Genomic DNA, 25,560 nt, shown 5'->3' with positions numbered 1-25,560 from the left:
GTGTTGGTGTGGTTTAGCGTTCTGCGCGCTGGTAGGCGGTGACGACGGCCGCGCCGCCGAGACCGATGTTGTGTTGGAGCGCCGCGGTCACGTTGTCGACTTGCCGCTTGTCGGCCGCGCCGCGTAGCTGCCAGGTCAACTCGGCGCACTGCGCCAAGCCGGTGGCTCCCAGCGGGTGGCCCTTGGAAATCAGGCCGCCGGAGGGGTTGACCACCCAGCGTCCGCCGTAGGTGACGTCGCCGTTGTCGATCAGTTTGGGCGCCTCGCCCTCGCCGCACAGACCCAGCGCCTCGTACAGCAGCAATTCATTGGCGGAGAAGCAGTCGTGCAGCTCGATCACCTGGAAGTCCGCCGGCCCGAGGCCGGATTGGTCGTAGACACGTTGCGCGGCTGCGACATTCATGTGGTGACCGATGAGTCCTTTGCAGGTGCCGTCGAAGCTGTTGGCGAAGTCGGTGGTCATGGCCTGTCCGACGATCTCCACCGCCTGCCCCGCGAGGCCGTGCTTGTCGACGAAGGCCTCGGAGGCCAGGATCGCCGCACCGGAGCCGTCTGACGTCGGCGAGCACTGCAGCTTCGTCAACGGGTCGTAGATCATCCGCGCCGCCAAGATGTCGTCCAGTGAATATGACTCCTGGAATTGGGCGTACGGGTTGTTGACGGAGTGCTTGTGGTTCTTGTAGCCGATCTTGGCGAAATGCTCTGCGGTGCTGCCGTATTCCTTCATGTGCTCGCGGCCCGCGGCCCCGAACATCCACGGCGCCGGCGGGAATCGCACTTCGGAGATCTCGGCCAACGCCAGGATGTGCTTGTCCATCGGGTTGGTGCGGTCGTCGTAGGTCGACTCCAGCGAGCCGGGCTTCATCTTCTCGAACCCGAGCGCGATCGTGCAGTCGGCCAGACCACCGCGAATCGCTTGGGCTGCAAGGAACAACGCGGTCGACCCGGTCGAGCAGTTGTTGTTGACGTTGACGATCGGGATCCCCGTGATGCCCAGTTCGTACAGCGCGCGCTGGCCGGACGTCGATTCGCCGTAGACGTAGCCGACGTAACCCTGCTCGACCGCGGCGTAGTCGATGCCGGCGTCCTCGAGCGCCTTGGTGCCGGATTCGCGAGCCATGTCGGGGTAATCCCAGTTCTCGCGACGACCGGGCTTTTCGAACTTCGTCATCCCTACACCGATGACGTAGACCTTGTTTGACATTGCACTCCTCGGGCTCGCTCACACTGTCGCTCGTCAAAAAGATACACACCTGATTGTATCTTTGCAACGGGCTTGGCAGGGCTGTCGCGGCCCCGCCGGCGAGGCGGGTCAGTCCAGGGAATCGGCCGTCAGCAGGCCGGAGATGATCATCCGCAGTTGTTCGCAGGCCCGGTCCCACCGCCGGCGCGCGCGGCCGGAATCGCGGTCGACGAAGCTGGCAAGCAGGATCCCCCGCAGTGCGTCCATTGCGGTGTAGACGAAGTTGCGCAGTTCTTTCTGCATGGAGTGGTCGGGCACCAACTGGGCGATGGCCGAGATGAGGGTGCTGTTGACCAGCGGTTCCACCCGCTCGATGTGCGCCGCCAACACGGCGTCGGTGCGAGCGGCGACCCAAAGTTCCACGGTCGCAACGAACATCGGCCCCTGATGGGCCTCCCAGAGGAAGTCCAGGACCGTCGAAACCGGATCACTGCTGGCTTTCATCCGGCCGAACTCGCGCATGGCGGCTTGGACCCGCTGCTCAGCGAGATGTTCGATCGCCGCGACCACCAGATCTTCTTTGGAGCGGAAGTGGTGGATCTGCGCCCCGCGGGTGACGCCGGCGTGTTCGGCGACGCGCGGCGTGGTCGTCCCGGCATAGCCATAGGACACCAGGCACTCGATGGTGGCGTCGAGCAGACGGTTGCGCATGGCGGCGCTGCGCTCCGCTTGCGTGCGCCGCGCCCGTCGTTCGCTGACTTCTGCCACTCACTCGCCTTCGTTCTACTTACATTCCGACTGGAATGTTACCTGACGCCGCCGGGCGGTGAACGCTAAAGCGTCGACGGCCGGATCACGACGACCGACTTGGTCCTCGAGCCGTCGTCGCGCAGCAGCGCGATGACCCGGCCGTCGGCGGTGTGCGCGGCATAGACGCCGTCGATGCCGGCCGGAGTCAGCGCGCGGCCGTTGGCGGCGGCATCGGCCTGCTCCTCGTCGAGTTGCCGGTGCGCAAACAGCGCCAAGCACGCCTCGTCCAGGGTGAGGCTCAACGCGGGTTCCTCGGCCAGATCGTCGAGTGTGTGCGCGAGGTCCAACCCGAACCGGCCGACCCGGGTGCGCCGCAGAGCCGTCAGGTGGCCGCCCACGCCCAAGGCCGCGCCGAGATCGCGGGCCAGCGCGCGGATGTAGGTTCCCGACGAGCAGTCCACCTCGACGTCGACGTCGACCAGTTCGTCATGTCGACGCACCGCGAGCACCTCGAACCGGTCGATGCGCACCGGCCGTGCCGCCAACTCGACGGCGCGACCCTCGCGGGCCAGCTTGTAGGCCCGCTGGCCGTCGACTTTGATCGCGCTGACCGCCGACGGGACCTGCGCGATGTCTCCGCGCAATGCGGCAGTGGCCGATTCGATCGCCTCGTCGGTCACGTTCTGCGCCGAAACCTGCTTCGTGACAATACCTTCCGCATCCTCGGTGTAGGTGGATTGACCCAGCCGGATGGTCGCCGCATAGGACTTGGCCGTCTCGGTCACCAGGCCCAGAATTTTGGTGGCGCGCTCGATGCCGATCACCAGCACACCGGTGGCCATCGGATCCAGCGTCCCGGCGTGGCCCACCCGGCGGGTGCCGAAAATACGCCGGCAACGCCCGACCACGTCATGGCTCGTCATGCCGGCCGGCTTGTCGACCACGACAAGACCTGCGCTCATAGCGTGATCGCCGTCAGCACCAAATCCCGGTCCACCGACCATCGTCCGGTCAGCGTGCTCAGCGGCGGACCGGTCAGCGTGGCGCCGTCGATCAATATCGTCGATTCGAACGATCCGGCCGAACCCGACTCGTCGACGGCGAAGGTGATGTGCGCGTCTTCGAAACCCAGCCACCGCTTGGTCAGTGGAAACCAAGCTTTGTACGTCGCTTCCTTGGCGCAGAACAGGATTCGGTCCCAGTGCACACCGGCGGGTAGCGCCGCCAGCTCGGCGCGCTCGGCCGGCAGGCTGATCGCGCCCAGCACCCCGTCGGGCAACACGTCGTGCGGTTCGGCGTCGACACCCACCGAGCGCACCGCACCGGCACGCCCCACCACCGCGCCGCGAAAACCCGCACAATGAGTCAGGCTGCCCACCACCCCGTCGGGCCAGCACGGTTCGCCCTTCTCCCCCTTGAGAATCGGCACCGGCGGAAAGCCCAACTCCCCCAGCGCGGTACGCGCGCAGTAGCGCACGGTGATGAATTCGTTGCGCCGCTTGGCCACCGACCGCGCGATCAGTGGCTCCTCTTCGGCCAACGGGGCCAAACCGGGCGGATCGGAATACAACTCGGCACATGCCATGTCCGCGATGTCGGGCAGCACGGCAGACATCAACGTCGTCAGCGTCATCGAGGCTACCGCTGCCGCAGGCGCTGGCGGAACTGCTGCGCCTGCGCCTTCATCTCCGGCGTGATGACGAAATGTCCGCCGAAGTCGTTCAGGAAACCCGGCGCGTACTGCGGGTCAGGCAGCACCTGGCGCAACCAGCTGTACGGCTTGCGGCGACGCCACTCCCGTGGGTAACCCACCGACACCTCTTCGAAGCGGACCTCGTCGTACCAGGTCGTGCGCGGAATGTGCAGGTGTCCGTATACCGAACACACCGCGTTGTAGCGGGTGTGCCAGTCGGCGGTCTCGGTGGTGCCACACCACAACGAGAACTCCGGCAGGAACAGCGCGTCACAGGGCTGGCGCACCATCGGGAAGTGGTTGACCAACACCGTCGGCGTCATCCAGTCCAGCTCGTCGAGGCGCTTGCGGGTGGTGGCCACCCGCTCGTGACACCACGCCTCGCGGGTGGGGTACGGCTGCGGTGACAGCAGGAACTCGTCGGTGCACACGACGTTGCGTTCCCGTGCGATCGCCAGGCCCTCGGCTTTGGTGGTCGCACCACGCGGCAGGAACGAGTAGTCGTACAGCAGGAACAGCGGCACGATGGTCGCCGGGCCGCCCCGCTCGGTCCACACCGGATACGGGTGCTCCGGAGTGACGACACCGAGTTCGTCGCAGATATTGACCAGATAGTCGTAGCGATCCCGACCGAAGACCTGCACCGGGTCTCTGTTGGTGGTCCACAGCTCGTGGTTGCCGGGCACCCAGATCACCTTGGCGAACCGTCGGCGCAACAGGTCCAACGCCCAGCGGATCTCGTCGGTGCGTTCAGCGACGTCGCCGCAGACGATCAGCCAGTCGTCCGGCGTCGACGGATAGAGCGACTCGGTGACGGGTTTGTTCCCGACGTGGCCGGTGTGCAGATCCGACACCGCCCACAGCGTCGGCTGCCGCGCCGTCGGGGGCTCCCGCCCGTCTTCTTGCCAAGCCACGGCTAACCAGCCTAGCCAGTCCGCGGTCGACACTCGTCCTGGCCGGACTAGAACAGGTTCTCGTTTAGGCTGTGGCGGCGCGGCCCCGACTTGTAAGCTTCCGCAAGAGTCGGAGAGTCAGCGCCAGCCGAGGGGGTGTCATGGTCGCCAAGCTGCGGCTACTCGCGGCGCTCGGGGCGGTGGTCACGGCGGTGACGGTGACCTGGCAGAGCGCGCCACCGGCCACTGACGTCGGCGCCCCGACGGTGCAACTGCGGTCCACCTATCTGCCGATGGACCCGCCGACGACGATGAAAAGCCCGATCCTGGCGACCACCGACCCCAGCCCGTTCGACCCGTGCAAGGACATTCCGTTCGACGCGGTTCAGCGGTTGGGTCTGGCCTTCACTCCACCTGCTCCTGAGGAAGGTCTGCGCTGCCACTACGACGCCGGCAATTACCAGCTGGCCGTCGAGCCGATCATCTGGCGCACCTACGATCAGTCGCTGCCGGCCGACGCCGTCGAAACCACGATCAACGGCCACCGGGCTGCGCAGTGGTGGAACCTCAAGCCCACCTACCACAACAGCTACTGGTACTTCTCCTGCATGGTCGCCTTCAAGACCAGCTACGGGGTCATCCAGCAGTCGCTGTTCTACTCGACGGTCTACTCCAGCCCCGAGGTCGACTGCCCGGCCACCAACCTGCAGCGCGCCAACGAGCTGTCGGCGTACTACAAGTTCTGAGTCGGCGCGGCCGGGTTGCGACATAACCTGATGCCGTGACGACCACCTCCGATCAGCCCGCAAGTTCGACGCTGCGCGCTCTGCCCCGACGAATCGCCGGCGGCGCGCTCGCCCGGGCGCTGCGACTGCCTGCGGCGACCCATCGCTACACGGTCAGTAGCGTCAAAATTCCGATGCGCGACGGCGTCGAACTGCTAGCTGATCAGTACGACCCCGTCGGCGACGCGGTCGGCACTCTGCTTGTCCGCGGACCATACGGCCGGGCGTTCCCGTTCTCGCTGGTGTTCGCCTACCTGCACGCCGCCCGCGGGTATCGCGTGATTCTGCAGAGCGTGCGGGGCACATTCGGGTCCGGCGGCCACTTTCAGCCGATGGTGCACGAGGCCGCAGACGGCGCCGACACGGTCGAGTGGTTGCGGCGCCAACCGTGGTTCACCGGCCGCTTCGCCACGATCGGGATCTCCTACCTCGGCTACACCCAGTGGGCGCTGCTAAAGGATCCGCCGCCGGAGTTGGCCGCCGCCGTCATCACCGCCGGTCCGCACGACTTCGCCGCCTCGGCGTGGGGTACCGGCTCGTTCACCGTCAACGACTTCCTGGGCTGGAGCAACTTGGTGGCGCACCAGGAGGACCCGGGCCGCATTCGGGCTGGGCTTCGCCAACTCCGCGCGCAGAAGGAGGTCGTCCGCGCCGCGGGCGAGGTGCCGTTGGGCGCGTCGGGCCGGACACTGCTCGGCGAGCGCGCGGGGTGGTGGGAGAACTGGCTCAATCACCCCGAAGACGACGCCGCGTTCTGGGATTCGATGGGCGTCGGCGCGGCCCTGGACCGGGTGCAGGTCCCGACGCTGCTGCTCAGCGGCTGGCAAGACCTGTTCCTGCCGCAGACTTTGCAGCAGTACCGCCAACTTCGCGAGCGCGGGGTCGAGGTCGCAATGACCATGGGGCCGTGGAATCACACTCAGCTGCTGTTCGCCGGTCTGCCCACGCTCGCCAAGGAGACCGGCGACTGGTTGGACACCCACGTGGCCGGTCGTCCGGCTCGGGCGCGGCCGAGCCGGGTGCGCTCCTTCGTGACCAATGAAGGTTGGCGGGAGTTGCCCGACTGGCCGCCCGCGACCACCGATCGCGCCCTGTACCTGCAACCGGGCGGCGGCTTGGGCGAGACGTCGCCGGCGGAAGGATTCTCGGCAAGCTTTCGGTACGACCCGGCCGAGCCGACGCCGACGATCGGGGGCCGGCTGCTCTCCCCCGACGGCGGCTATCGCGACGACGGCCCGCTGGCCACTCGCCGTGATGTGCTCAGCTTCACCAGCGACGTGCTCAGCGAAGATCTGCCCGTGTTCGGCCGCCCGATCGCGGAGTTGGCACATAGCTCCGACAATCCGCACGTCGATGTGTTCGTCCGGATCAGCGAAGTCGACGCGAAGGGTCGCTCGCGAAACGTCAGCGACGCCTACCGCCGCCTGGACGGTAGTGCCGGCGACGGCACCGTCCGACTCGAGCTCGACGAGATCGCGCACCGGTTCCGCGCCGGAACCCGCATTCGCGTGCTGATCGCGGGCGGCAGCCACCCCCGCTTCGCCCGCAACCTCGGCACCGGCGAGGCCATCGCGACGGGCAGCGAACTCAGACCAGCTGTGCACCAGGTGCACTTCGGTACGTCGCGGATCGTGCTCCCGGTGGGTTCTTGATGGACGCCTTCACCGAATGGCAAAGCGGTGCAACGGAAATCACGTGGAAGTCGACAACCGCCGCCAACGATGGAGCGCAAGTCAGCGTCTTCAGCCGTCGGTGCGGAACGCCTGGCGCACCGGCCTTGGTGTGCGTGCACGGCTTTCCCACCGCGAGCATCGACTTCTTCGCACTGACCCGCGAACTCGGCGCGGAATTCGACATCTTCCTGCTCGACTTCCCGGGTTACGGACTCTCCGACAAACCGGTTGCGCCATACGTGTATTCGCTCTACGACGATGCGCGCTTGCTGGTTCACGCGATCACGAACGTGTGGCAGCTCGACGACTACATCATGCTGACCCACGACCGTGGCACCAGCATCGGCATGATCGCGCTGCCCATGTTCAGCGCACAGCAGGACGCGAACCCGCCGGCCGAAGTCATCTTCACCAACGCCAATATCTATCTGCCGCTTGCCAATCTGACCGGCTTTCAGAAGGCGCTGCTGGACCCGACCGTGGCTCGCAGCACCGCTCGCGCGACCACTCCGGAGATGCTGGCCGCAGGTATGGGGGCGACGACCTTCATGCCGCGACGCGGCGTGGACGATCCCGAGATCGCTGCGCTGGCAAAGTGCTTCGCCCACAACGACGGGATCACGGTGTTACCGGACACCGTTCAATACCTCAACGAGCGCGCCGCTGACGAAACCAATTGGCTGCAAGCACTTTCCACCAGCGACGTCAACACCAGCCTGGTGTGGGGCCTGCACGACACTGTCGCACCGGTGCGGGTCGCGAATTATGTGTGGGATGAGTTCCTGCGCAGCAAGCCCGGATGGAACCGCTACTGGATACTGCCGACCGCCGATCACTACCTGCAGTGCGACGCCCCGGCGCAGCTGGCGCAGGTGGTGCGGCTCACCGCGGGCGCCGAGCCGACATCGCTGCGCACGCTCGGCGACAAGCCCGACGGCGCGGTTCTCGTCGACCAATCGCCCTGACGCTATTCAACTGCGTCGCGGACGCGGGCAACGACCTCGCGCAGCGACGTGTCGTCGTACACCGGCTCACCCAGCGACGCATTGATCGGCAGCTGCACCCAGCTCGTACAGCCCGCGTAGTCCGGCGTGCGGGGCAACTCCACCGGCGCCGTCAACGGCATGGCCTGCACGACCAGCACAACCAGCCGATGCTTGGGACGGAAGTCCACCCGATCCCGGCGTACCGACTCGGCTGTCCAGATATGCAGATCCTCGATCGCCTCGATGTTGTCCGGCCGGTTGACCGGCAGCGCCGCAACGACTTTGGCCGCTGCCCGTACCACCAGGCGATCCTCGGCACTGTCGGCGGCCGCAGCGTCGAGCAGGTCGCGAAATTCAGGTCGCACTCGCTCGGCGTGGCTGTGTGCGACCGTCGGGAACAGGACGAATTCGCCGGCCACGGTCGAATCGAAGCGCTTCTCGCCGATACCGCCCTTACGCAGCAGCACCCGTTGTCGGCCACCCAACAGCGCGTGCACCACCGCGCTCCACTCCTTGAGCGCGGGCGTCGTCGCGGTCGGGGCCACAGCTGTCACTGGGCTGCGGCAAGCCGACGCAGCGGCGGTGAGGTTTTCGGGGGCTGACGGCGCGGCGGCAAGTCGTGCAACAGCCGTGTCGTCGTCGCAGCAACCTCCGCCACGGCCTGCTCGAAGGCCTCGATATTGGCCTGCGACGGGTGCGTGACGCCGCTGACCTTGCGGATGTATTGCCGCGCCGCCGCGCTGATCTCCTGGGCGGTCGCCGGTGGTTCGAGCCCGCGTAACTCGGTGATGTTTCGGCACATCTCTCAACGATAAGGCGGTGCAGCCGGGAAAAACCGCGCTGACTACCGTTGCCCACATGGCTGACGACATCTTGCTGATCGAAACCGACGAGCGGGTACGGACTCTCACGCTGAATCGACCGACATCCCGTAACGCGCTGTCCTCGGCGCTGCGTGATCAATTCTTCGGGGCTCTGGCCGACGCCGAGGCCGACGAGGGCGTCGACGTCGTCATCCTCACCGGCAGCGACCCGGTGTTCTGCGCGGGTCTTGATCTCAAAGAGCTGGGCGGTCAGTCAGCGCTGCCCGACATCTCGCCGCGTTGGCCGGCGATGAGCAAACCGGTGATCGGCGCCATCAACGGCGCCGCGGTCACCGGTGGCCTGGAACTCGCGCTCTACTGCGACATTTTGATCGCCTCGGAGCAGGCACGCTTTGCCGACACGCACGCTCGGGTGGGCCTGTTGCCGACCTGGGGGCTCAGTGTGCGACTACCGCAGAAAGTCGGCGTCGGCCTGGCCCGTCGGATGAGCTTGACCGGTGACTATCTGTCCGCGCAGGACGCGCTGCGGGCCGGCCTGGTCACCGAAGTGGTGCCGCACGATCAGTTGTTGTCCGCCGCACGCGGTATTGCGTCGGCCATCGTGGGCAACAACCAGGACGCGGTGCGCGCGCTGCTGAGCTCGTATCACCGCATCGACGCCGCCCACACCGACGCGGGCCTGTGGCTGGAAGCGACCGCGGCACGGGCGTTCCGGACCAGCGGCGACGACATCGCCGCCAACCGGGAGGCGGTGCTGCAGCGCGGACGGGCTCAGGTGCGCTGACGCAATCTGCCCCGTTTCCCAAAGGAAACGGGGCAGATCGTCAGTCCGTGATCGCAGATCAGGGCAGCGCGGCACGCACCGGGTGCGTCACTGTCCACACGGGGTGCAGCACGTCTGCGGCGTAGTGGCGAACGGGGTGCAGCGGGCCGCTCCACGGAACCCACGGGTCGGCGGACGCGATGGCTGGCGCAACGAAGGACAGACCGACCGCTGCCAGCATGGTGGCAGCCGCGACACGCACCTTCGAAGCTTTTGTGCTCTTCGTGCTCATGGTGGTGATTCCTTACCTGGCAGTGGTCCCAGGTCCGGTGTGATTCCATCGCTGGGGTCGGTTTCTGTTTTTCCGACAACATCAGTGTGCGACGGGTGCCTTGGCGCCTTCTGTACGGATTCTTGCGAAGTTCTTGCGCCGCAGTTCAGCAGGCAAAATTGGCTCAAGGACTGACGATTTCGAAGGTGAATTCGTGCCCGCCGATGCGGATGTGGTCGCCGTCGGTGAGGGTTGCGCTGCCCCGGATCCGACGGCCGTCGACCAGCACGCCGTTCGTCGAGCGCAGGTCGCTGATCACGAAAGTGCCACCGGTGTCGATGACCACCGCGTGGTATCGACTGACGTTGTCGTCGTCGATGACGATGTCGTTGTCGGGAAGCCGCCCGATCCGTGTCGACGCGTCCAGCTGAAAGTGCTGACCGTTCTGCCCCCGAAGCGCAGCGACGGGCGTCCGGTTGACCAGGGTGCCGGTCGCCGGGCTGAGATCGACGACGGCGTGCTGGGCGACGGTCTGCGCGGGACGCTTGGTCTCGAGAGGTTCCTGACGCAGGATTCGCTCGTGCAGGGCGGTGACGGTGGGACCCGGGTCGATGCCGAGATTTTCGGCGAGGTTGGTCTTCAGTCGCCGGAAGGCGTCGAGAGCGTCGGACTGACGCTCAGCAACGTAGTAGGCGGTGATCAGCTGGGCCCACAGTCGTTCCCGGAACGGATGTTGGGCGCTCAGCCGCTCCAGGCGGGGGATCAAGGCGTCGGCACGCCCACACGCGATCTCGGCTTCGGCGAGCGCGGTGTGGGCCACCACCCTGACCTCGTCCAACGCCGTGGCAAACGTGTCGACGAACGCGAATTCGCGAAGGTCGTCGAGCACCGGCCCGCGCCACTCCGCCAGCGCCGTTGTCAGATGCTTGCTGGCCTCCTCGAAGCGCCCCGCGACGGAGGCGTGCACGCCCGCGTTCTTCTCGGCGATGAATCGCCCGTGATCGCAGTCGGAATCGTCCACGCTGAGTTGGTATCCGGGCGGCGCGCTGGCCAGTACCTTGTTGGCGTCCACGCCGGCAGATCCGATCAGCCCGCGTAGTCGGGACACGTAGGAGTGAATACTTGTTCGCGCCGCCGGCACCGGCTCGGATTCCCACACCGCGTCGATCAAGGCATCGACCGACACCGGCCGATTCCGGTTGAGCACGAGCATGGCCAACACTGCGCGCTGCTTCGGCGCACCCAGCGGTACCGGACGGCCGTCGGCAAGCATCTGCAGCGGTCCCAGCACGCCGAAGTCGAGACCTGCATTCCGCATCGCGCAGTCAGCCTTTCCGGCGATCGTTGGTGTTGCCTCCCTATTGTGACCTCCTGGGGCCCAGTTGGTGTGTAGCGCTGGGCGCCAGTCACAGCCCAGCAGCCCACTGACCACCGTCGGGGTTCGCATGAATGCGGGGTCGCGTGCATCGCGTCGAGCGCGAAAAGTACTCCTGCACAGGGTAATTGAGCTACCGGGCAGTCGGCTAGGGCGGCCGGCTCAGCCCAGGGCGGCGCTCAGGGCCGCGACCGCCTCGTCGGCCGATCCGGTGGTCGAGTATCCCGCGGCTAATCTGTGGCCGCCTCCACCGAACGTCGAGGCGACGGCCGCCAGATCGACCGCGGCCTTGGCCCGCATCGAAACCGACCACTGCTGCGGTTCGATCTCTTTGAACACCGCGGCGACCTCTGCCTGCTGGGTGGTGCGGACGATGTCGACGATGCTTTCGACTTCTTCTGGGCGGGCGTTGACCCATTCCTGGTTTGTGACAACGGCATACACCAGACCACCACCACCGGCGGCGTCGGGCAACAGCTCCGCCGAGCCGAGCACACGGGACAGCATGGCGAGCCATGCGAACGGGTGGGTGTCCATCAGCGACCGCGTGATCGCGGCGTTGTCGATGCCGATCTCGACCAGTCGCGCCGCCAACCGGTAGGCCCGCGCGCTGGCCCACCGGAACGATCCAGTGTCGGTGGTCAGCCCCGCATACAAGCAGTACGCCACGTCAGCGTCGATCGGCTTGTCCCACGCGTCGAACAGTTCGGCAACCATCATCGTCGTCGAGTCCGCGGCCGGCTCAACGAAATTCACGGTGCCGAACAACTGATTGGAGGCATGGTGATCGATCACCAGCACTTCTTGCCCGTCGCCGGCCATCTCGCTCAGGTCGCCGAGTCGGTTGATACTCGGAATATCCACGGTCACAACCAGATCGACGTCACGACGAATGGCTTTCGGGTCGACCAGAAGCCGGCCGCCGGGCAGCAACCGCAACGACTCCGGAAGTACTGCGGGGGCCGCGAAGCTGACCTCGACGGACTTGCCGCAGCCATCCAGCACCAGGGCGAGGGCCAGACCAGCGCCGATCGTGTCGGCGTCGGGATGCACGTGGCACAAGACCGCGACGGTCGCGGCCGCGTCCAACACCGTGGCCGCGCCGATCGCGTCGACACGTGTAGCGCTGGAGTCAGTCTTCGAGTTGATCGTCGTCATCGGCGCCTTCCCCGTTAGCGGTTGGTGCCCCCGGATCGAATTGCCCGGTTCCTCCTCGGGCCGCTTCACGGCCCGCATCGTCGCCGACCGGATCAAACTCCCCTACTTCGTCGTCGTCATCATCGCCGGACGTCCGGTACGGATCGGCGTCGCCAGCGGGCGTGGCCCCCGCCCGAACTCGAGCCACGTCGGCGTCGGCCGCACGCGCACGAGCCAGCAATTCCTCCATCCGCTGCACGGAATCTGACACCGTGTCACGGGTGAACGTCAATGTCGGCGTGAAGCGCACACCGGTGCCTGCCCCAACTTTGCTGCGCAGCACGCCCTTTGCCCGCTCCAACGCCGCAGCGGCGCCGGCGTAGTCGGGCTCGTCGTCCAGCGTCGCGCCGAGCACGGTGTAGAACAGCGTCGCGTCGTGCAGATCCCCGGTCAGCTTGGCATCGATGATGGTGATGCCGGTCAGCCCCGGATCTTTGATCTCGTACTCGATCGCCGTTGCGACGATCTCGGAGATCCGCTTGGCCAGCCGGCGCGCCCGCGCCGGATCAGCCATGCCGCAGGCTCAGGGTGTCGGAGCTCATGGTCAGGAGCGTTCCTTCTCGACGAGCTCGTAGGTCTCGATGACGTCGCCCTCTTTGAGGTCGGAGTATGTCAACGTCAGACCGCATTCGTAACCGTCGCGGACCTCGGTGACATCGTCCTTCTCCCGTCGCAGCGAGGACACCGTGAGGTTCTCGGCCACCACGATGTTGTCCCGCAGCAACCGGGCCTTGGCGTTGCGGCGCATCACGCCGGAGGTGACCAGGCAACCGGCGATGATGCCGACCTTCGACGACCGGAACAGCGCGCGAATCTCGGCGAGGCCCAGCTGGTTCTCCTCGTAGATCGGCTTGAGCATGCCCTTCAGCGCACTCTGGATCTCGTCGATCGCCTGGTAGATGACCGAGTAGTAGCGGATGTCGACGCCCTCGCGGTTGGCCAGCTCGGTGGCCTTGCCCTCCGCACGGACGTTGAACCCGATGATGATCGCGTCCGATGCCGACGCCAGGTTGACGTTGGTCTCGGTGACGCCACCGACACCGCGGTCGATGACGCGCAGTTCCACCTCGTCGTCGATCTCGATACCCAGCAGGGCTTCCTCCAGAGCCTCGACGGTTCCGGAGTTGTCGCCCTTGAGGATCAGGTTCAGCTGACTGGTCTCCTTGAGCGCGGCATCCAGATCGTCCAGGCTGATGCGCTTGCGAGAACGTGCCGCCAGCGCGTTGCGCTTGCGGGCGCTGCGGCGATCGGCGATCTGGCGGGCGATCCGGTCCTCGTCGACAACGAGCAGGTTGTCACCGGCGCCGGGCACCGACGTGAAGCCGATGACCTGGACCGGCCGCGAGGGCAGGGCCTCGTGGACGTCCTCACCGTGCTCGTCGACCATCCGTCGAACGCGGCCATACGCGTCGCCTGCGACGATCGAGTCGCCGACCCGCAGCGTGCCGCGCTGGATCAGCACGGTGGCCACAGGACCGCGACCGCGGTCGAGGTGCGCTTCGATGGCCACACCCTGGGCTTCCATGTCGGGGTTGGCCCGCAGGTCCAGGGCGGCGTCGGCGGTCAGCAGCACCGCCTCTTCCAGTGCCTCGATATTGGTGCCGGCCTTCGCGGAGATGTCGACGAACATCGTGTCGCCACCGAAATCCTCTGCCACCAAACCGTATTCGGTGAGCTGAGCCCGGATCTTGGCCGGGTCGGCGCCCTCTTTGTCAATCTTGTTGACCGCCACCACAATTGGCACGTCGGCCGCTTGGGCGTGGTTGATCGCCTCCACCGTCTGCGGCATGACGCCGTCGTCGGCGGCGACCACCAGGATCGCGATGTCGGTGGCCTTGGCACCGCGGGCACGCATGGCGGTGAACGCCTCGTGACCCGGGGTGTCGATGAAGGTGATCAGCCGCTCGCTGCCCTCGAAATCGACGCCCACCTGGTAGGCACCGATGTGCTGGGTGATGCCGCCGGCCTCGCCCTCGCGGACGCTGGCATTACGGATGGTGTCCAGCAGGCGGGTTTTACCGTGGTCGACGTGACCCATCACGGTCACCACCGGCGGACGCTGTTCGAGGTCCTCCTCGCCGCCTTCGTCCTCGCCGTAGGTCAGGTCGAAGGACTCCAGCAGCTCGCGGTCCTCGTCCTCGGGGCTGACGACCTGGACGACGTAATTCATCTCGCTGCCCAGCAGTTCGAGCGTCTCGTCACCAACCGACTGAGTGGCGGTCACCATCTCGCCGAGGTTGAACAACGCCTGCACCAGCGAGGCCGGGTTGGCGTCGATCTTCTCGGCGAAGTCCGACAGCGATGCACCGCGGGCCAGCCGGATGGTCTCGCCGTTGCCGTGCGGCAACCGCACGCCACCGACGACCGGCGCCTGCATGTTCTCGTATTCAGCGCGTTTCGCCCGTTTCGACTTGCGACCACGCCGCGGTGCACCGCCGGGGCGGCCGAAGGCACCGGCAGCGCCGCCGCGCTGGCCTGGCCGTCCACCACCGCCGCCGCCGGGACGACCGCGGAAACCGCCGCCACCACCGCCGGGAGGGGCACCGACTCCGCCGCCACCGCCACCGCCACCGCCGCGGTAGTTACCGCCGCCACCGCCACCGCCCGGGCGTCCGCCCGCGGGAGCGCCGCCCGGCCGACCGCCGGGGCCACCGGGACGGGGACCACCGGGACGCGGCGGGCGACCGGCTGCGGCCGGACGCGGCGGCATGTTGCCTGGTGAGGCGCCGCCGGGACGAGGAGCACCAGGACGCGGCGCTTGCGGACGCGGCATGGCGGGGCGTTCGACGGGCTGCGCCGACGAGAACGGGTTGTTGCCCACCCGTGGGGTGCGCGCGGCCGGCTTGGGGGCCGCCGGGCGCGGGCCGGGCGTGGGTCCGGGACGTGCCGGGCTGGGTGCCGCACCGGCCTGCGGCTGTTCGGGCGCCGGGGCCGGTGGTGGAGCGGCCGGTTCGGGAGCCGGGGGTGCGGCCGGTTTGGGGGCGGCCGGCTTGGCCGCCGGGGCCGCACTCTTGGCGGCGGGCTTTGCGGCCGCCGCGCCGTTGCCGGAGGTTTTCTCCGGCGCAGGCTTGCCGCCGCCGAATGACTCACGCAGCCGACGGGCGACTGGCGCCTCTACCGTCGACGATGCGGATTTGACGAATTCGCCCTGTTCGCCTAGCCGGGCGAGAACTTCCTTGCTGGTTACACCGAGTTCCTTAGCCAACTCGTGCACGCGGGCCTTGCCTGCCACTACATCTCCTGTCTAAGAGGCGACAGCGGTGGTCGGCCGCGCCTCGGGTTTAGCTATGACGCATGGTCATCGGGACTTCACGGTGTGCTCATGTTCTTTGCTGCCTGTTCTGTCGGCTGGTGTGTCGGGCGCCCAGAGGCTCCTAGGAACTCTAAGTGCTCGACGACCGCTGTTGTATCCGGTGCACCGCTGATGCGCAGCGCTCGAGCGAATGCTCGCCGCCGGATTGCTTCTGTGGCGCACTGTGGAACGGGATGCAACCATGCACCCCGCCCCGGCAGAGTACCCGCTTGGTCAACGGTCACGGCGTGATTGCCGTTCCCGGTCGACACAGCTACCACTCGGAGCAGTTCGGCGGCCAACTCTCGCTTTCGGCATCCGACACACGTCCGCACCGGTCCTTCGGTGCGTCGATGGGCCGAGGCCGAAGTCTCGCGCTGGATCACGGCTCAGTTTACCTGCACTCAAGCGATGCTCAGAACCACCCGCACACCTAGTCCGATGGCTAGCCTTCGTGCGCCAGACCTTCAGTGGTGCCGTGCCGATGGTCATCGGTCTCCCCGTCGGGCGAATCCCCGCGAATGTCGATCCGCCATCCGGTGAGCCGGGCTGCCAGCCGCGCGTTCTGGCCCTCTTTGCCGATGGCCAGCGACAGCTGGAAATCGGGCACCACCACCCGCGCGGCGCGCGCGTTCTGGTCGATGACGGTTACCGACACCACCTTGGCCGGCGACAGCGCATTGGCGACGAAGCGGGCCGGATCCTCGTCGAAGTCGATGATGTCGATCTTCTCCCCGGACAACTCGCTCATCACGTTGCGCACCCGTTGGCCCATCGGCCCGATGCAGGCGCCCTTCGCGTTCAGCCCGGGCACTCGCGAGGCCACCGCGATCTTCGAGCGATGACCAGCCTCGCGTGCCACCGCCACGATCTCCACCGACCCGTCGGCGATCTCGGGGACTTCCAGCGAGAACAGCTTGCGCACCAGGTTGGGGTGGGTGCGCGACAGCGTGATCACCGGCTCGCGGGCACCGCGGCTCACTCCCACCACGTAGCAGCGCAGCCGGTCGCCATGTTCGTAGGCTTCGCCGGGGACCTGTTCAGCAGCGGGGATGACACCCTCGGATCCCTTGGTCTCACTGCCCATCCGCACGACGACCAAACCTCGCGAGTTGGCCCTGCTGTCGCGCTGGATCACACCGCCGACGATTTCGCCTTCATGGGTGGAGAACTCGCCGTAGGTGCGCTCGTTCTCGGCGTCGCGCAGCCGCTGCAACATCACCTGCCGAGCGGTGGTGGCGGCGATCCGGCCGAAGCCCTCCGGGGTGTCCTCCCACTCGCTGAGCACGTTGCCGTCCTCGTCGAGTTCGCGAGCCAGTACTTTGACCGAACCCGATTTGCGGTCGATGTCGATGTGAGCGTCCGGCTGGTGTCCCTCGGTGTGCCGATATGCGCTCAGCACCGCGGCCTTGACGTCCTCGAGAAGGTCGTCGAACGAGATCCCGCGTTCCGCGACGATCGTGTGCAGAGCGGCCATGTCGATGTTCATGCGCAGCCCTCCGCCTCAGCACTCCGATCAACCGTCGCCAGCTCCAGCTCCCGCTTCGGTGGATTCGAGAACTCAACCTGCACAACAGCTTTCACGATCTCACCGAGCGGTATCGTGCGCGTCGTCCAGTCCCGGGCCTTATCGTCGCGCAGCACCAGGCTCAGCGTCCCGTCGCGCGTTTCACCGACGCGACCGATGAGCTGAGTCCCGTCGGTCAAGGCCAGCTCGACCTTGCGACCCCGGGCACGACGAAAGTGCTTCTCGCTGGTCAGCGGTCGGTCCACCCCGGGCGAACTGACTTCCAGGACGTAGCGGCCCTCGATGCTGTTCACCGCGTCCAGCAAGCTCGACGCCGAACGCGAGAGCGCGGCGACGGTGTCCAGATCAAGTGCTGTGTCGCCGTCGGCGATCACCGTAATTCGCGGGGGGTCGACCCGCCCGTCGATGAGGACGCCCTCGATTTCGTAGCCCGCGCGTGCGAATTCGCCATCGAGCAGCTCGATCACCTGCGTCTGTGACGGTAGCCCGGTGGCCACGGCGAGCTCCTCATCTTGAGTTGTCCGGTCAGGCGGCCCAGCGAGTGCCGAATTCAGCGCCTCGAAAGAACCAGCTTTCAACGATACGCCAGGAAACGGCTGCAAGACGTGATCACAGCGAGGTCAGCCGCCGTTCCAGCGTGCTTCGAGCGCAATGGCAGGATGTTGCTGTGCCGCCCCCAGATCCTGGTTTCCGGACGACCGTCACCAGGCGACGTGTGTTGACCGGAGGTATCGCACTGGCCGTGTTCGGGGTCGCGGCGACGGCGTGCAGTTCCCCGCCCGCACCGCCTGGCGTCGACGAACTCGAAGGGCAATTGACGTTGGCGCAGCGCGACAGCGAACTGGCGAACGCGGCCGCGGTGGGTGCGCCGCAGCAGCTCGGCGCGGCTCTCACCGAAGTCGCCGCCGAACGTGCCAAGCACGCCCAGGCCCTGACGACCGAGATCGCACGGCTGGCCGTCAACCCGACGTCGACCTCCGCGCCGACCACGACGCCGACGACCAGCCGCGCCGCGGCGGCCCCACCGCCGCTGGCCGACGTGGTCAATTCGCTGAAAGCGTCGGCCGAAAGCGCCAGCCGGCTGGCGACCACGTCGTCGGGCTACCGAGCCGGGCTGCTCGGCTCCATCGCAGCGGCGTGCACGGCGTCGTACAGCGTCGCGCTGGCGTCCGAGGCGACGGCCTCATGACGTCCGTCGAGCCGTCACCGTCGAACACCGCGCTGTCCGCGGCGCTGAGCAACGAGCACGCCGTCATCTACGGCTACGGCATCGTTTCCGCGCACTGCCAGCCCGAGGTGAACAGCCTGGTGTCGTTCGCGCTGAATCAGCATCGGCAACGTCGCGATCAGCTCGTCGCGATGCTGTCCGGCCGCTCCGTCACGGCCCCGGTGGCCGCTGCGGGATACCAGCTGCCGATGCCGGTCAACAGTCCGACCGACGCGGGGCAACTGGCGGTGCAGATGGAGAAGGACACCGAGGTGGCCTGGCGTGCGGTCCTCGAGCAGGCGCAAAACGCCGACGACCGCACATTCGCCGTGACGGCGCTGACCCAGAGCGCGGTGTTGTGCGCTCGCTGGAAGCAGACGCTCGGCAGCTGGCCGATCACCACAGCCTTCCCCGGCGCCGACTAGCGCCGCGCTAGCCGGCGATCGCGGCGGTGATGCCGGTGGCCAGTCCGGCGCCCGTGGCGAGCTCCCGCGTCTCGCCGCTGAACCGGTCGCGCAACTCGACGGTGCCATCGGCCCAACCGCGGCCGACCACCACGATCCACGGCACACCGAGCAGCTCGGCGTCCTTGAACTTCACCCCGGGCGACGCCTGACGATCGTCGAGCAGCACCTCGATGCCCAGCCGGTCCAGATCGCCGGCCAGCGTTATGGCCCCGGCGCGCGCCTCGGCATCCTTGTTTGCGATCACCAGGTGCACGTCGAACGGCGACACCTCGGACGGCCATCGCAGCCCGAGCTCGTCGTGATGCTGCTCGGCGATGACCGCCACCAGCCGCGACACCCCGAGGCCGTAGGAACCCATGGTGAGCCGCACCGGTTTGCCGTCCTCGCCGAGCACGTCCACAGCGAAGGCATCGGTGTACTTGCGGCCGAGCTGGAAGATGTGGCCGACCTCGATTCCACGGGCGGCGACCAGTGGCCCGGCACCGTCGGGCGACGGATCTCCGTCGCGCACTTCGGCGGCCTCGATGGTGCCGTCGGCGGTGAAGTCGCGACCGGCGACCAGCCCGACGACATGCTTGCCAAGTTCGTCGGCGCCGGTGATCCAGCTGGTACCGTCCACGATCCGCGGGTCGACCAGGTAGCGAACACCGTTGTCCAGCAGAGCTTTCGGGCCGATGTACCCCTTCACCAGGAAGGGGTACTTGGCGAAGTCGGCGTCGTCGAGCAGCGCATATTCGGCCGGGTCGAGTGCGGCGCCCAGCCGCTTGTCGTCGACCTCCCGATCGCCAGGCACACCGATACCCAGCAGCTCCCAATCACCGTCCGGCTGGCGGACTTTGAGCAGGACGTTCTTCAGGGTGTCGGCGGCGGTGACGGCGCGACCCAGGTTGGCGCCGTTGGCCCACTCGACCAGCGTCGCAATCGTCGGGGTGTCCCCGGTGTCGTGCACGACGGCATCGGCCAGTCCGTCGGTGGGCAGGGTCTCCGGGCGCGCGGTGACGACGGCCTCGACGTTCGCGGCGTAGCCGGACTGCAGGCACCGGACATACGTGTCCTCGCCGACCGGGCTCTCGGCCAGAAACTCCTCGGACGCCGAGCCGCCCATCGCGCCGGATACCGCGGACACGATGACGTAGCGGACCGCCAGCCGGCTGAAGATCCGTTGGTAGGCCTCCCGGTGTGCGTGGTAGGCGCTTTTGAGCCCGGCGTCGTCGATGTCGAAGGTGTAGGAGTCCTTCATCACGAACTCGCGGACCCGCAGCAGGCCGGCCCGAGGTCGCGCCTCGTCCCGGTACTTGGTCTGGATCTGGTACAGCGCCAGCGGAAAGTCCTTATAGGAGCTGTACTCCCCCTTCACCGTCAAGGTGAAGACTTCCTCGTGGGTCGGCGCCAGTAGATAGTCGTTGTCGCGGCGATCCTTGACCCGAAAAATGCCGTCGCCGTACTCGGTCCACCGGTTGGTGGTCTCGTAGGGCGCACGCGGCAGCAGAGCCGGGAACAGGATCTCCTGTCCGCCAATGGCGTTCATCTCTTCGCGCACGACGCGCTCGATGTTGCGCAGCACCCGCAGCCCGAGCGGCAACCAGCTGTAGAGGCCCGGCGCGATCGGCCGGATGTAGCCGGCGCGGATCAACAGCTTGTGACTGGCGACTTCGGCTTCGGCTGGGTCGTCGCGCAGCGTGCGCAGGAACAGCTCGGACATCCGGGTGATCACAGCGGGCAAGCCTAACGGTGGAGGATTGTTGTCTGCCAAACAGCAACCACGGCTGCGATCCGCGAAGGATTACAGCCGTGGCTTCTGTCTGACGAGACGCGCCGAGCCTAGAGCTCGCCGGCGTCGATGGCGTCCTTGACTTCCTGGGCGTGCGCGACCTGTTCGGCGCTGTAGCCGATGAACAGCGACACCACGCCGACGAGGAGGGCGACGCCGGCCACCCACAGCAGCCCGTAGGTGTAGCCGTGATCCAGGGCGTGCAGTTGGGCCTTGCTCATGTACTTGACCGGACCGTTAGTGCCGCCCAGGTAAAGAGTGCGCGACGTGATGACGGCCTGGATGACTGCGAGCACCACCGGGCCGCCCAGGTTCTGCAGCATCAGCGCGATCGCCGATGTCGGACCGATCTGGTCGAAGCCGACACCCGCGATCGCCGACAAAGCGACCGGCACGACGATCATGCCGATGCCGATACCCGCGATGACGACCGGAACGATCAGGTTCGGGAAGTACGGCATGGCGCCGTTGAACGTCGATCCGTAGACCATTGCGCCCACCACCAGCGTTCCGCCGGCGATGACCACGACGCGGGGTTGGAAGCGCGACACCAGCTGCGAGGAGCCACCCAGGCCGATGCCCATAGCGATGGCGAACGGGATGAAGCCGAGACCGGCGCGCAGGGCGCTGTACCCCATGATGTCCTGCACGTAGATGGCGACCAGCACGGTCACGGTGAACAGCACGCCACCTGCCATGAAGATCGCCACGAAAGTGGCCAGCCGGTTGCGGTCGAAGAACAGATTGAACGGCACGACGGGGTTCTCGGCTGTACGTTCCACGACGGCGAAGGCGATGAAGGCGACGATCCCGACCGCAGCCGAGCCGATCGTTGTGAACGACACCCAGCCCGCTTCCGGCCCCACCGAGAAGGCGAACACCGCTGCGGTGCACCCCAGGGTGGCCAGCACAGCGCCGGCCGCATCCAGCTTCATCCGCTCGCGACTCGTCTCGCGCAGCGTCGTGCGGGCCAGGTAGATCATCACCAGCCCGATCGGCACGTTCACCAGGAAAGCCAGCCGCCAGGACACCTCGGTGAGCGCTCCGCCGACGACCAGGCCCATCACCGACCCGATGCCGGTCATCGCGCCGAACACCGCGGTCGCGGCGTTGCGCGCCGGCCCCTTGGCGAACGTCGTGGCGACCAGGGCCAGGCCGGTCGGCGCAGCGATGGCGGCGCCCACACCCTGCAGCAGCCGGGCGATCACCAGCGTGACCTCGTCCCAGGCGATACCGCACAGCGCCGACGCGATGGTGAAGAGCGTGACACCGACGATGAACGTCCGCTTGCGGCCGATGGTGTCGCCGAGGCGGCCACCGAGCAGCATCAGACCGCCGAAAGTAAGGACATAGGCGGTGATGACCCAGCTGCGACCGGCGTCAGAGAGGGCCAGCTCATTCTGGATCTTGGGAAGCGCGACGATCGCGATGGTTCCGTCCATCGTCGCCATCAGCTGCATGCCGGCGATAGCGATGACAGCGGCGAAGAACCGCCGCGTCGGTAGCCAAGTCGTAGCCTTGGCGGTCGTAGTTACGGCGGTCTTTTCTGGGTGCACTGGCGGCATGTGAACTTCTCGCTTTGAGGGTTCAGTTGTCCAACGTTGGACAGCCCGCTCTGCATCGTTGAGAGCCGTCATAAGAACTTACCCTACAGTAATCTTAGGGATCTTTTAAATCCCGAAAGCCGCCACTGAGCCGATCACAATGATCGCTGGAGGTCGAATACCCTCCGCACGAACTTTCTCCGGCGCGTCCGCCAACGTCGCCCGCAAACTATGTTGAGCCGCCGTAGTCCCCTGCTGAACGATTAGCACCGGCGTATCCGCAGGTCGGCCGCCTTTTAGCAGGACGTCGGCGAATAGTTCGATGCGTTCCACTGCCATCAGCAAAACAATGGTTCCGGTCATTGCTGCTAATGCATCCCAATTCACTAACGATTCGGGGTGTCCCGGCGCGACGTGGCCGCTGACCACGACAAATTCGTGGTTGATCGAGCGGTGGGTAACGGGAACGCCGGCCGACGCGGGGACCGCTATGGCGCTTGTCACACCAGGCACTACCGTCACAGGGACTCCGGCGTCGACACAGGCCGCCACCTCTTCATAGCCGCGGGCGAACACGAACGGGTCGCCACCTTTGAGGCGGACCACGAACTGTCCGGCTTTGGCCCGCTCGATCATCACCGCATTGATGGCGTCCTGGGCCATCGACCGGCCGTACGGGATCTTGGCAGCGTCGATCACCTCGACGCTCGGCGGTAATTCGGCGAGCAGTTCCGGCGGGGCCAGCCGATCAGCGACGACGACGTCGGCCTGCGCGAGCAGACGCCGGCCCCGCACGGTGATCAGTTCCGGATCGCCCGGCCCTCCCCCGACCAGCGCCACGCCGCCGCGCACCACGTCGCTGTTGTCAAACCTTTCTGAGGAGATAACCCCTCGCTGCAACGCCTCGCGGATCGCGGAGCGGATGGCCGCCGAGCGCCGATGTTCGCCGCCGGCCAGCACACCGACCGACAGCCCCGCGTATTCGAACGACGCCGGGGTCACCGCGCTGCCCTCGACGGCGATATCGGCGCGGACACAGAAGATCCGGTTTCGCTCGGCCTCGGCCACCACTGCCGCGTTCACCTGCGCGTCGTCGGTGGCGGCGATCGCATACCACGCTCCCGCCAGGTCACCGTCGCGATAGTCGCGCAGCGACAAGGTGATTTGGCTCATCGCCTCGACCGCGGGGGTCGCGCTGCGGGCGATGACGTGGATATCCGCGCCGCTGGCGATGAGTAACGGGAGCCGCCGCTGAGCAACACTGCCGCCCCCGACCATGACGACTTTCTTCCCGGTCAGCCGCAGGCCTACCAGGTAGGCGTTCTCCGGCGTGGTCATGGCTGCGGACCGTGTGAGCCGTCCGCCGACGATGCAGGCGGTGCAGCCGCCTGCGGAGGAGGCGGACCGTGCGACCGAAGCATCGGCACGTGCGGCACGCCGTCGTCGACGAAATCGTCGCCGTCCCGGACGAACCCGTGCTGTGCGTACATGTCTGCCAGATATACCTGAGCATCGATCCGGCACGGGTAGTCGCCGACTTCGGCCAACGCCGCGCGCAGCAGCCGGGTGGTGTGCCCCTCGCCGCGGGCGCTGCGCTTGGTGCACAGCCGCCCGAGCCGAAACGCCTTGCGACCGCCCGCATGCTCCTCCATCAACCGCAGCGTGCAGATCACCTCACCGTCGGGTGTTTCCAGCCAGAAGTGCCGCGTTTCGGCCAGCAGGTCGCGACCGTCGAGCTCGGGATACGGGATTGCCTGCTCGACAACGAACACCTCGACCCGCAATTGGAGCAACGCGTAAAGCGTTGGCACGTCAAGGTCTTTCGCCCACGAGCGATGCAGAGCGACACTCATGATCGGTTACCTCCCGGTCCAAGCTGCAGGGCCTTGGCGGTCCATGTCCGCAGTTCGTCGGCCAGAGCCGGCTCGTCGGACAAGGTGACGCCCAGCGACGGCACCATCTCCTTCAGCGTGGGCAGCCAGCCCTGGTATCGCGCGGGAAAGCACCGTTGCAGCACGCCGAGCATCGCCGACACCGCCGTCGAGGCACCCGGTGACGCCCCGAGCAGGCCGGCGATGCTGCCGTCGGCCGCAGCGAGCACGGTGGTGTCGAATTCGAGCACGCCACCTCTACGCCTGTCCCGCCGGATGACCTGGACCCGCTGACCGGCCGTCGTCAGCTCCCAATCGGAATCGACTGCGCTGGGGGCGAATTCACGCAGCGTTCGCACCCGGGCAGGCTGCGACAGCCCGAGCTGGCCCACCAGATAGCGCACGAGCTCCAGTTGGCTGACGCCCGCTCCGAGCACGGTCGTCAGGTTGCCAGGTGTCACCGAGCGCGCCAGGTCGCTGGAGCGCCCGTGCTTGAGGAACTTCGGTGACCACCCGGCAAACGGGCCGAACGACAACCAGGACTTGTTGTTGACGATTCGGGTGTCCAGGTGGGCCGCGGTCATGCCCGGTGCGCCCGGCGCCGGTAGTCCGTACACCTTGGCGCGGTGTTGGCCGACAATCGCGGAATTGGCGCTGCGCAGGAATCGCCCGCCGACCGGGAAGCCGCCGAAACCCCTGGCTTCAGTGATGCCGGACTTCTGCAACAACGGCAGCGCCTGCCCGCCCGCGCCGACGAACACGAATCTCGCTGTCAGCTTGCGGCTTTCGGCTGTGCGGCGATTGCGGATCGTCAGCGTCCAAGTGCCGTCGCGTTGACGGGACAGGTTGCTGACCTCGTGACCGAACAACACCGCGACGCCGTTGCGCACGCCGTAGCCGATCAGCTGTCTGGACAGCGCGCCGAAGTCGACGTCGGTGCCGTCGTCAGCCCAGTTGAGCGCGATCGGTTCACGAAAGTCCCGCCCGACGGCCATGTACGGCAGCCGGCGAGCGAATTCGTCGGCGTCGTCGATCCATTCGGAACCGGCGAACAGCAGGTTTCCGGCCAGTGCGGCGCGTCGGCGGCGCAAGTAGTCGACGCGCCGCGCGCCCTGCACGAAGCTGACGTGCGGCACCGAATTCAGGAAACCGGGCACATCGGACACCATGCCGCTCTCGGCGGCGTAGGCCCAAAACTGCCGGGTGACTTGGAATTGCTCGTTGACGCGCACCGCCTTGGTGATGTCGATCGAGCCGTCAGTGAGTTCCGGCGTGTAGAACAGTTCGCACAGCCCGGCGTGTCCGGTGCCGGCGTTGTTCCACGGGTCGCTGCTTTCCGCCGCAGCGCCGTCGAGCCGCTCGACGACCGTGATCGACCAGTCCGGCTGGAGCCGCCGCAACAGCGCGCACAGCGTCGCGCTCATGATTCCGGTCCCGACCAGCACGGCATCGACCTCTGGGGCTGTCCCTGCCTGCGGGTCTGACAC

General features: G+C 66.9%; 25 protein-coding genes and 1 pseudogene. 6 read left to right on the top strand and 20 right to left on the bottom strand.

Annotation, left to right across the window (positions count from 1 at the left end; translation table 11 throughout):
* Window positions 1-13: 13 nt before the first annotated feature.
* The 5 genes from G6N27_RS00625 to G6N27_RS00605 form a co-directional block, all read right to left on the bottom strand.
* Window positions 14-1,204, bottom strand: a complete 1,191-nt coding sequence (locus G6N27_RS00625) for a lipid-transfer protein (RefSeq protein WP_163774389.1) — start codon at window positions 1,202-1,204, stop codon at window positions 14-16.
* 108 nt (window positions 1,205-1,312) lie between these two features.
* The gene (locus G6N27_RS00620) at window positions 1,313-1,894 is read right to left on the bottom strand and encodes a TetR/AcrR family transcriptional regulator (protein WP_163781149.1); all 582 of its coding nucleotides are present in this window, start codon (window positions 1,892-1,894) and stop codon (window positions 1,313-1,315) included.
* 122 nt (window positions 1,895-2,016) lie between these two features.
* A complete protein-coding gene (truB, locus tag G6N27_RS00615; protein WP_372513031.1) occupies window positions 2,017-2,937 on the bottom strand; it encodes a tRNA pseudouridine(55) synthase TruB in 921 nt (306 codons plus the stop codon).
* A complete protein-coding gene (gene pptT / locus G6N27_RS00610) occupies window positions 2,892-3,566 on the bottom strand; it encodes a 4'-phosphopantetheinyl transferase PptT (RefSeq protein WP_163774385.1) in 675 nt (224 codons plus the stop codon). The genes truB and pptT overlap by 46 nt, the downstream gene beginning before the upstream one ends.
* 5 nt (window positions 3,567-3,571) lie before the next feature.
* On the bottom strand, window positions 3,572-4,540 hold the full coding sequence (locus tag G6N27_RS00605) for a metallophosphoesterase family protein (protein ID WP_179963334.1): 969 nt from the start codon (window positions 4,538-4,540) through the stop codon (window positions 3,572-3,574).
* A 140-nt stretch (window positions 4,541-4,680) separates the two neighbouring features.
* On the opposite strand from G6N27_RS00605, the gene G6N27_RS00600 reads away from it, so the two are divergent.
* From G6N27_RS00600 to G6N27_RS00590, 3 genes are read left to right on the top strand one after another with little or no spacing between them, the layout of a single operon-like run.
* Window positions 4,681-5,265 carry a DUF3558 domain-containing protein gene (locus G6N27_RS00600; RefSeq protein WP_163774383.1) on the top strand — a complete coding sequence of 195 codons (585 nt, stop codon included), beginning with the start codon at window positions 4,681-4,683 and terminating at the stop codon, window positions 5,263-5,265.
* 35 nt (window positions 5,266-5,300) lie between these two features.
* Window positions 5,301-6,956 carry a CocE/NonD family hydrolase gene (locus G6N27_RS00595; protein ID WP_163774381.1) on the top strand — a complete coding sequence of 552 codons (1,656 nt, stop codon included), beginning with the start codon at window positions 5,301-5,303 and terminating at the stop codon, window positions 6,954-6,956.
* Window positions 6,956-7,942 carry an alpha/beta fold hydrolase gene (locus tag G6N27_RS00590; RefSeq protein WP_163774379.1) on the top strand — a complete coding sequence of 329 codons (987 nt, stop codon included), beginning with the start codon at window positions 6,956-6,958 and terminating at the stop codon, window positions 7,940-7,942. The genes G6N27_RS00595 and G6N27_RS00590 overlap by 1 nt, the downstream gene beginning before the upstream one ends.
* Before the next feature lie 2 nt (window positions 7,943-7,944).
* Here G6N27_RS00590 and G6N27_RS00585 read toward each other — a convergent pair whose 3' ends face one another.
* Together G6N27_RS00585 and G6N27_RS00580 are read right to left on the bottom strand one after the other, a co-directional pair.
* A complete protein-coding gene (locus tag G6N27_RS00585; protein ID WP_163781145.1) occupies window positions 7,945-8,508 on the bottom strand; it encodes a DUF1802 family protein in 564 nt (187 codons plus the stop codon).
* Window positions 8,509-8,513: 5 nt separating this feature from the next.
* On the bottom strand, window positions 8,514-8,765 hold the full coding sequence (locus tag G6N27_RS00580) for a DUF2277 domain-containing protein (protein ID WP_163774377.1): 252 nt from the start codon (window positions 8,763-8,765) through the stop codon (window positions 8,514-8,516).
* Window positions 8,766-8,821: 56 nt separating this feature from the next.
* On the opposite strand from G6N27_RS00580, the gene G6N27_RS00575 reads away from it, so the two are divergent.
* Entirely contained in the window at window positions 8,822-9,571 is a 750-nt protein-coding gene (locus G6N27_RS00575) for an enoyl-CoA hydratase (protein ID WP_163774375.1), read from the top strand.
* Between the two features lie 58 nt (window positions 9,572-9,629).
* On the opposite strand, the gene G6N27_RS00570 is transcribed toward G6N27_RS00575, so the two are convergent.
* The 8 genes and pseudogenes from G6N27_RS00570 to rimP form a co-directional block, all read right to left on the bottom strand.
* Window positions 9,630-9,842, bottom strand: coding sequence for a hypothetical protein (locus tag G6N27_RS00570; RefSeq protein WP_163774373.1), 213 nt, complete (start codon window positions 9,840-9,842; stop codon window positions 9,630-9,632).
* Between the two features lie 163 nt (window positions 9,843-10,005).
* The gene (locus G6N27_RS00565; protein ID WP_163774371.1) at window positions 10,006-11,139 is read right to left on the bottom strand and encodes a BTAD domain-containing putative transcriptional regulator; all 1,134 of its coding nucleotides are present in this window, start codon (window positions 11,137-11,139) and stop codon (window positions 10,006-10,008) included.
* Window positions 11,140-11,358: 219 nt separating this feature from the next.
* Window positions 11,359-12,354 carry a DHH family phosphoesterase gene (locus tag G6N27_RS00560; protein ID WP_163774369.1) on the bottom strand — a complete coding sequence of 332 codons (996 nt, stop codon included), beginning with the start codon at window positions 12,352-12,354 and terminating at the stop codon, window positions 11,359-11,361.
* 76 nt (window positions 12,355-12,430) lie between these two features.
* Window positions 12,431-12,907, bottom strand: a pseudogene (rbfA, locus tag G6N27_RS00555) (30S ribosome-binding factor RbfA); the annotation flags it as partial.
* 30 nt (window positions 12,908-12,937) lie between these two features.
* Window positions 12,938-15,625 (bottom strand): translation initiation factor IF-2, encoded by a 2,688-nt coding sequence (gene infB / locus G6N27_RS00550; protein ID WP_163774365.1) that lies wholly within the window; start codon window positions 15,623-15,625, stop codon window positions 12,938-12,940.
* Between the two features lie 77 nt (window positions 15,626-15,702).
* Window positions 15,703-15,957, bottom strand: a complete 255-nt coding sequence (locus G6N27_RS00545) for a DUF448 domain-containing protein (protein ID WP_332103100.1) — start codon at window positions 15,955-15,957, stop codon at window positions 15,703-15,705.
* Between the two features lie 173 nt (window positions 15,958-16,130).
* A complete protein-coding gene (nusA, locus tag G6N27_RS00540) occupies window positions 16,131-17,174 on the bottom strand; it encodes a transcription termination factor NusA (RefSeq protein ID WP_163774363.1) in 1,044 nt (347 codons plus the stop codon).
* Window positions 17,171-17,710, bottom strand: a complete 540-nt coding sequence (gene rimP, locus G6N27_RS00535) for a ribosome maturation factor RimP (protein WP_163774361.1) — start codon at window positions 17,708-17,710, stop codon at window positions 17,171-17,173. The genes nusA and rimP overlap by 4 nt, the downstream gene beginning before the upstream one ends.
* 221 nt (window positions 17,711-17,931) lie before the next feature.
* Between rimP and G6N27_RS00530 the strand changes: the two genes are divergently transcribed.
* On the top strand, window positions 17,932-18,402 hold the full coding sequence (locus G6N27_RS00530; protein WP_276045073.1) for a hypothetical protein: 471 nt from the start codon (window positions 17,932-17,934) through the stop codon (window positions 18,400-18,402).
* Window positions 18,399-18,845 (top strand): ferritin-like domain-containing protein, encoded by a 447-nt coding sequence (locus tag G6N27_RS00525; protein ID WP_163774359.1) that lies wholly within the window; start codon window positions 18,399-18,401, stop codon window positions 18,843-18,845. The genes G6N27_RS00530 and G6N27_RS00525 overlap by 4 nt, the downstream gene beginning before the upstream one ends.
* Before the next feature lie 7 nt (window positions 18,846-18,852).
* Here the strand turns inward: G6N27_RS00525 and G6N27_RS00520 are convergent, their stop codons facing one another.
* From G6N27_RS00520 to mqo, 5 genes are all read right to left on the bottom strand, one after another.
* Window positions 18,853-20,601 carry a proline--tRNA ligase gene (locus G6N27_RS00520; protein WP_163774357.1) on the bottom strand — a complete coding sequence of 583 codons (1,749 nt, stop codon included), beginning with the start codon at window positions 20,599-20,601 and terminating at the stop codon, window positions 18,853-18,855.
* Between the two features lie 107 nt (window positions 20,602-20,708).
* The gene (locus G6N27_RS00515) at window positions 20,709-22,223 is read right to left on the bottom strand and encodes an MFS transporter (protein ID WP_372513044.1); all 1,515 of its coding nucleotides are present in this window, start codon (window positions 22,221-22,223) and stop codon (window positions 20,709-20,711) included.
* Between the two features lie 105 nt (window positions 22,224-22,328).
* Window positions 22,329-23,540: a uroporphyrinogen-III C-methyltransferase gene (gene cobA / locus G6N27_RS00510; protein ID WP_163774353.1), complete on the bottom strand. Its 1,212-nt coding sequence runs from the start codon at window positions 23,538-23,540 to the stop codon at window positions 22,329-22,331.
* Window positions 23,537-24,055, bottom strand: a complete 519-nt coding sequence (locus tag G6N27_RS00505) for a GNAT family N-acetyltransferase (RefSeq protein WP_163774350.1) — start codon at window positions 24,053-24,055, stop codon at window positions 23,537-23,539. Before G6N27_RS00505 ends, cobA begins: the two co-directional genes overlap by 4 nt.
* Window positions 24,052-25,497: a malate dehydrogenase (quinone) gene (mqo, locus tag G6N27_RS00500; protein ID WP_179963375.1), complete on the bottom strand. Its 1,446-nt coding sequence runs from the start codon at window positions 25,495-25,497 to the stop codon at window positions 24,052-24,054. The genes G6N27_RS00505 and mqo overlap by 4 nt, the downstream gene beginning before the upstream one ends.
* Between the last annotated feature and the right edge of the window lie 63 nt (window positions 25,498-25,560).

The organism is Mycobacterium cookii, assembly GCF_010727945.1.
Classification (GTDB): domain Bacteria; phylum Actinomycetota; class Actinomycetes; order Mycobacteriales; family Mycobacteriaceae; genus Mycobacterium; species Mycobacterium cookii.
The sequence above is the reverse complement of the archived record's forward strand: the minus strand, read 5'-3'. Positions and strand labels throughout refer to the sequence as shown.

Excerpts from the sequence above, each read along its gene's own strand:
- G6N27_RS00625 (WP_163774389.1), bottom strand. The coding sequence starts at position 1,204 with ATGTCAAACAAGGTCTACGTCATCGGTGTAGGGATGACGAAGTTCGAA.
- G6N27_RS00620 (WP_163781149.1), bottom strand. The coding sequence starts at position 1,894 with ATGCGCAACCGTCTGCTCGACGCCACCATCGAGTGCCTGGTGTCCTAT.
- truB (WP_372513031.1), bottom strand. The coding sequence starts at position 2,937 with ATGGTCGGTGGACCGGGATTTGGTGCTGACGGCGATCACGCTATGAGC.
- pptT (WP_163774385.1), bottom strand. The coding sequence starts at position 3,566 with ATGACGCTGACGACGTTGATGTCTGCCGTGCTGCCCGACATCGCGGAC.
- G6N27_RS00600 (WP_163774383.1), top strand. The coding sequence starts at position 4,681 with ATGGTCGCCAAGCTGCGGCTACTCGCGGCGCTCGGGGCGGTGGTCACG.
- G6N27_RS00590 (WP_163774379.1), top strand. The coding sequence starts at position 6,956 with ATGGACGCCTTCACCGAATGGCAAAGCGGTGCAACGGAAATCACGTGG.
- G6N27_RS00580 (WP_163774377.1), bottom strand. The coding sequence starts at position 8,765 with ATGTGCCGAAACATCACCGAGTTACGCGGGCTCGAACCACCGGCGACC.
- G6N27_RS00575 (WP_163774375.1), top strand. The coding sequence starts at position 8,822 with ATGGCTGACGACATCTTGCTGATCGAAACCGACGAGCGGGTACGGACT.
- G6N27_RS00570 (WP_163774373.1), bottom strand. The coding sequence starts at position 9,842 with ATGAGCACGAAGAGCACAAAAGCTTCGAAGGTGCGTGTCGCGGCTGCC.
- G6N27_RS00565 (WP_163774371.1), bottom strand. The coding sequence starts at position 11,139 with ATGCGGAATGCAGGTCTCGACTTCGGCGTGCTGGGACCGCTGCAGATG.
- G6N27_RS00560 (WP_163774369.1), bottom strand. The coding sequence starts at position 12,354 with ATGACGACGATCAACTCGAAGACTGACTCCAGCGCTACACGTGTCGAC.
- nusA (WP_163774363.1), bottom strand. The coding sequence starts at position 17,174 with ATGAACATCGACATGGCCGCTCTGCACACGATCGTCGCGGAACGCGGG.
- G6N27_RS00525 (WP_163774359.1), top strand. The coding sequence starts at position 18,399 with ATGACGTCCGTCGAGCCGTCACCGTCGAACACCGCGCTGTCCGCGGCG.
- G6N27_RS00515 (WP_372513044.1), bottom strand. The coding sequence starts at position 22,223 with ATGCCGCCAGTGCACCCAGAAAAGACCGCCGTAACTACGACCGCCAAG.
- cobA (WP_163774353.1), bottom strand. The coding sequence starts at position 23,540 with ATGACCACGCCGGAGAACGCCTACCTGGTAGGCCTGCGGCTGACCGGG.
- G6N27_RS00505 (WP_163774350.1), bottom strand. The coding sequence starts at position 24,055 with ATGAGTGTCGCTCTGCATCGCTCGTGGGCGAAAGACCTTGACGTGCCA.
- mqo (WP_179963375.1), bottom strand. The coding sequence starts at position 25,497 with ATGAGCGCGACGCTGTGCGCGCTGTTGCGGCGGCTCCAGCCGGACTGG.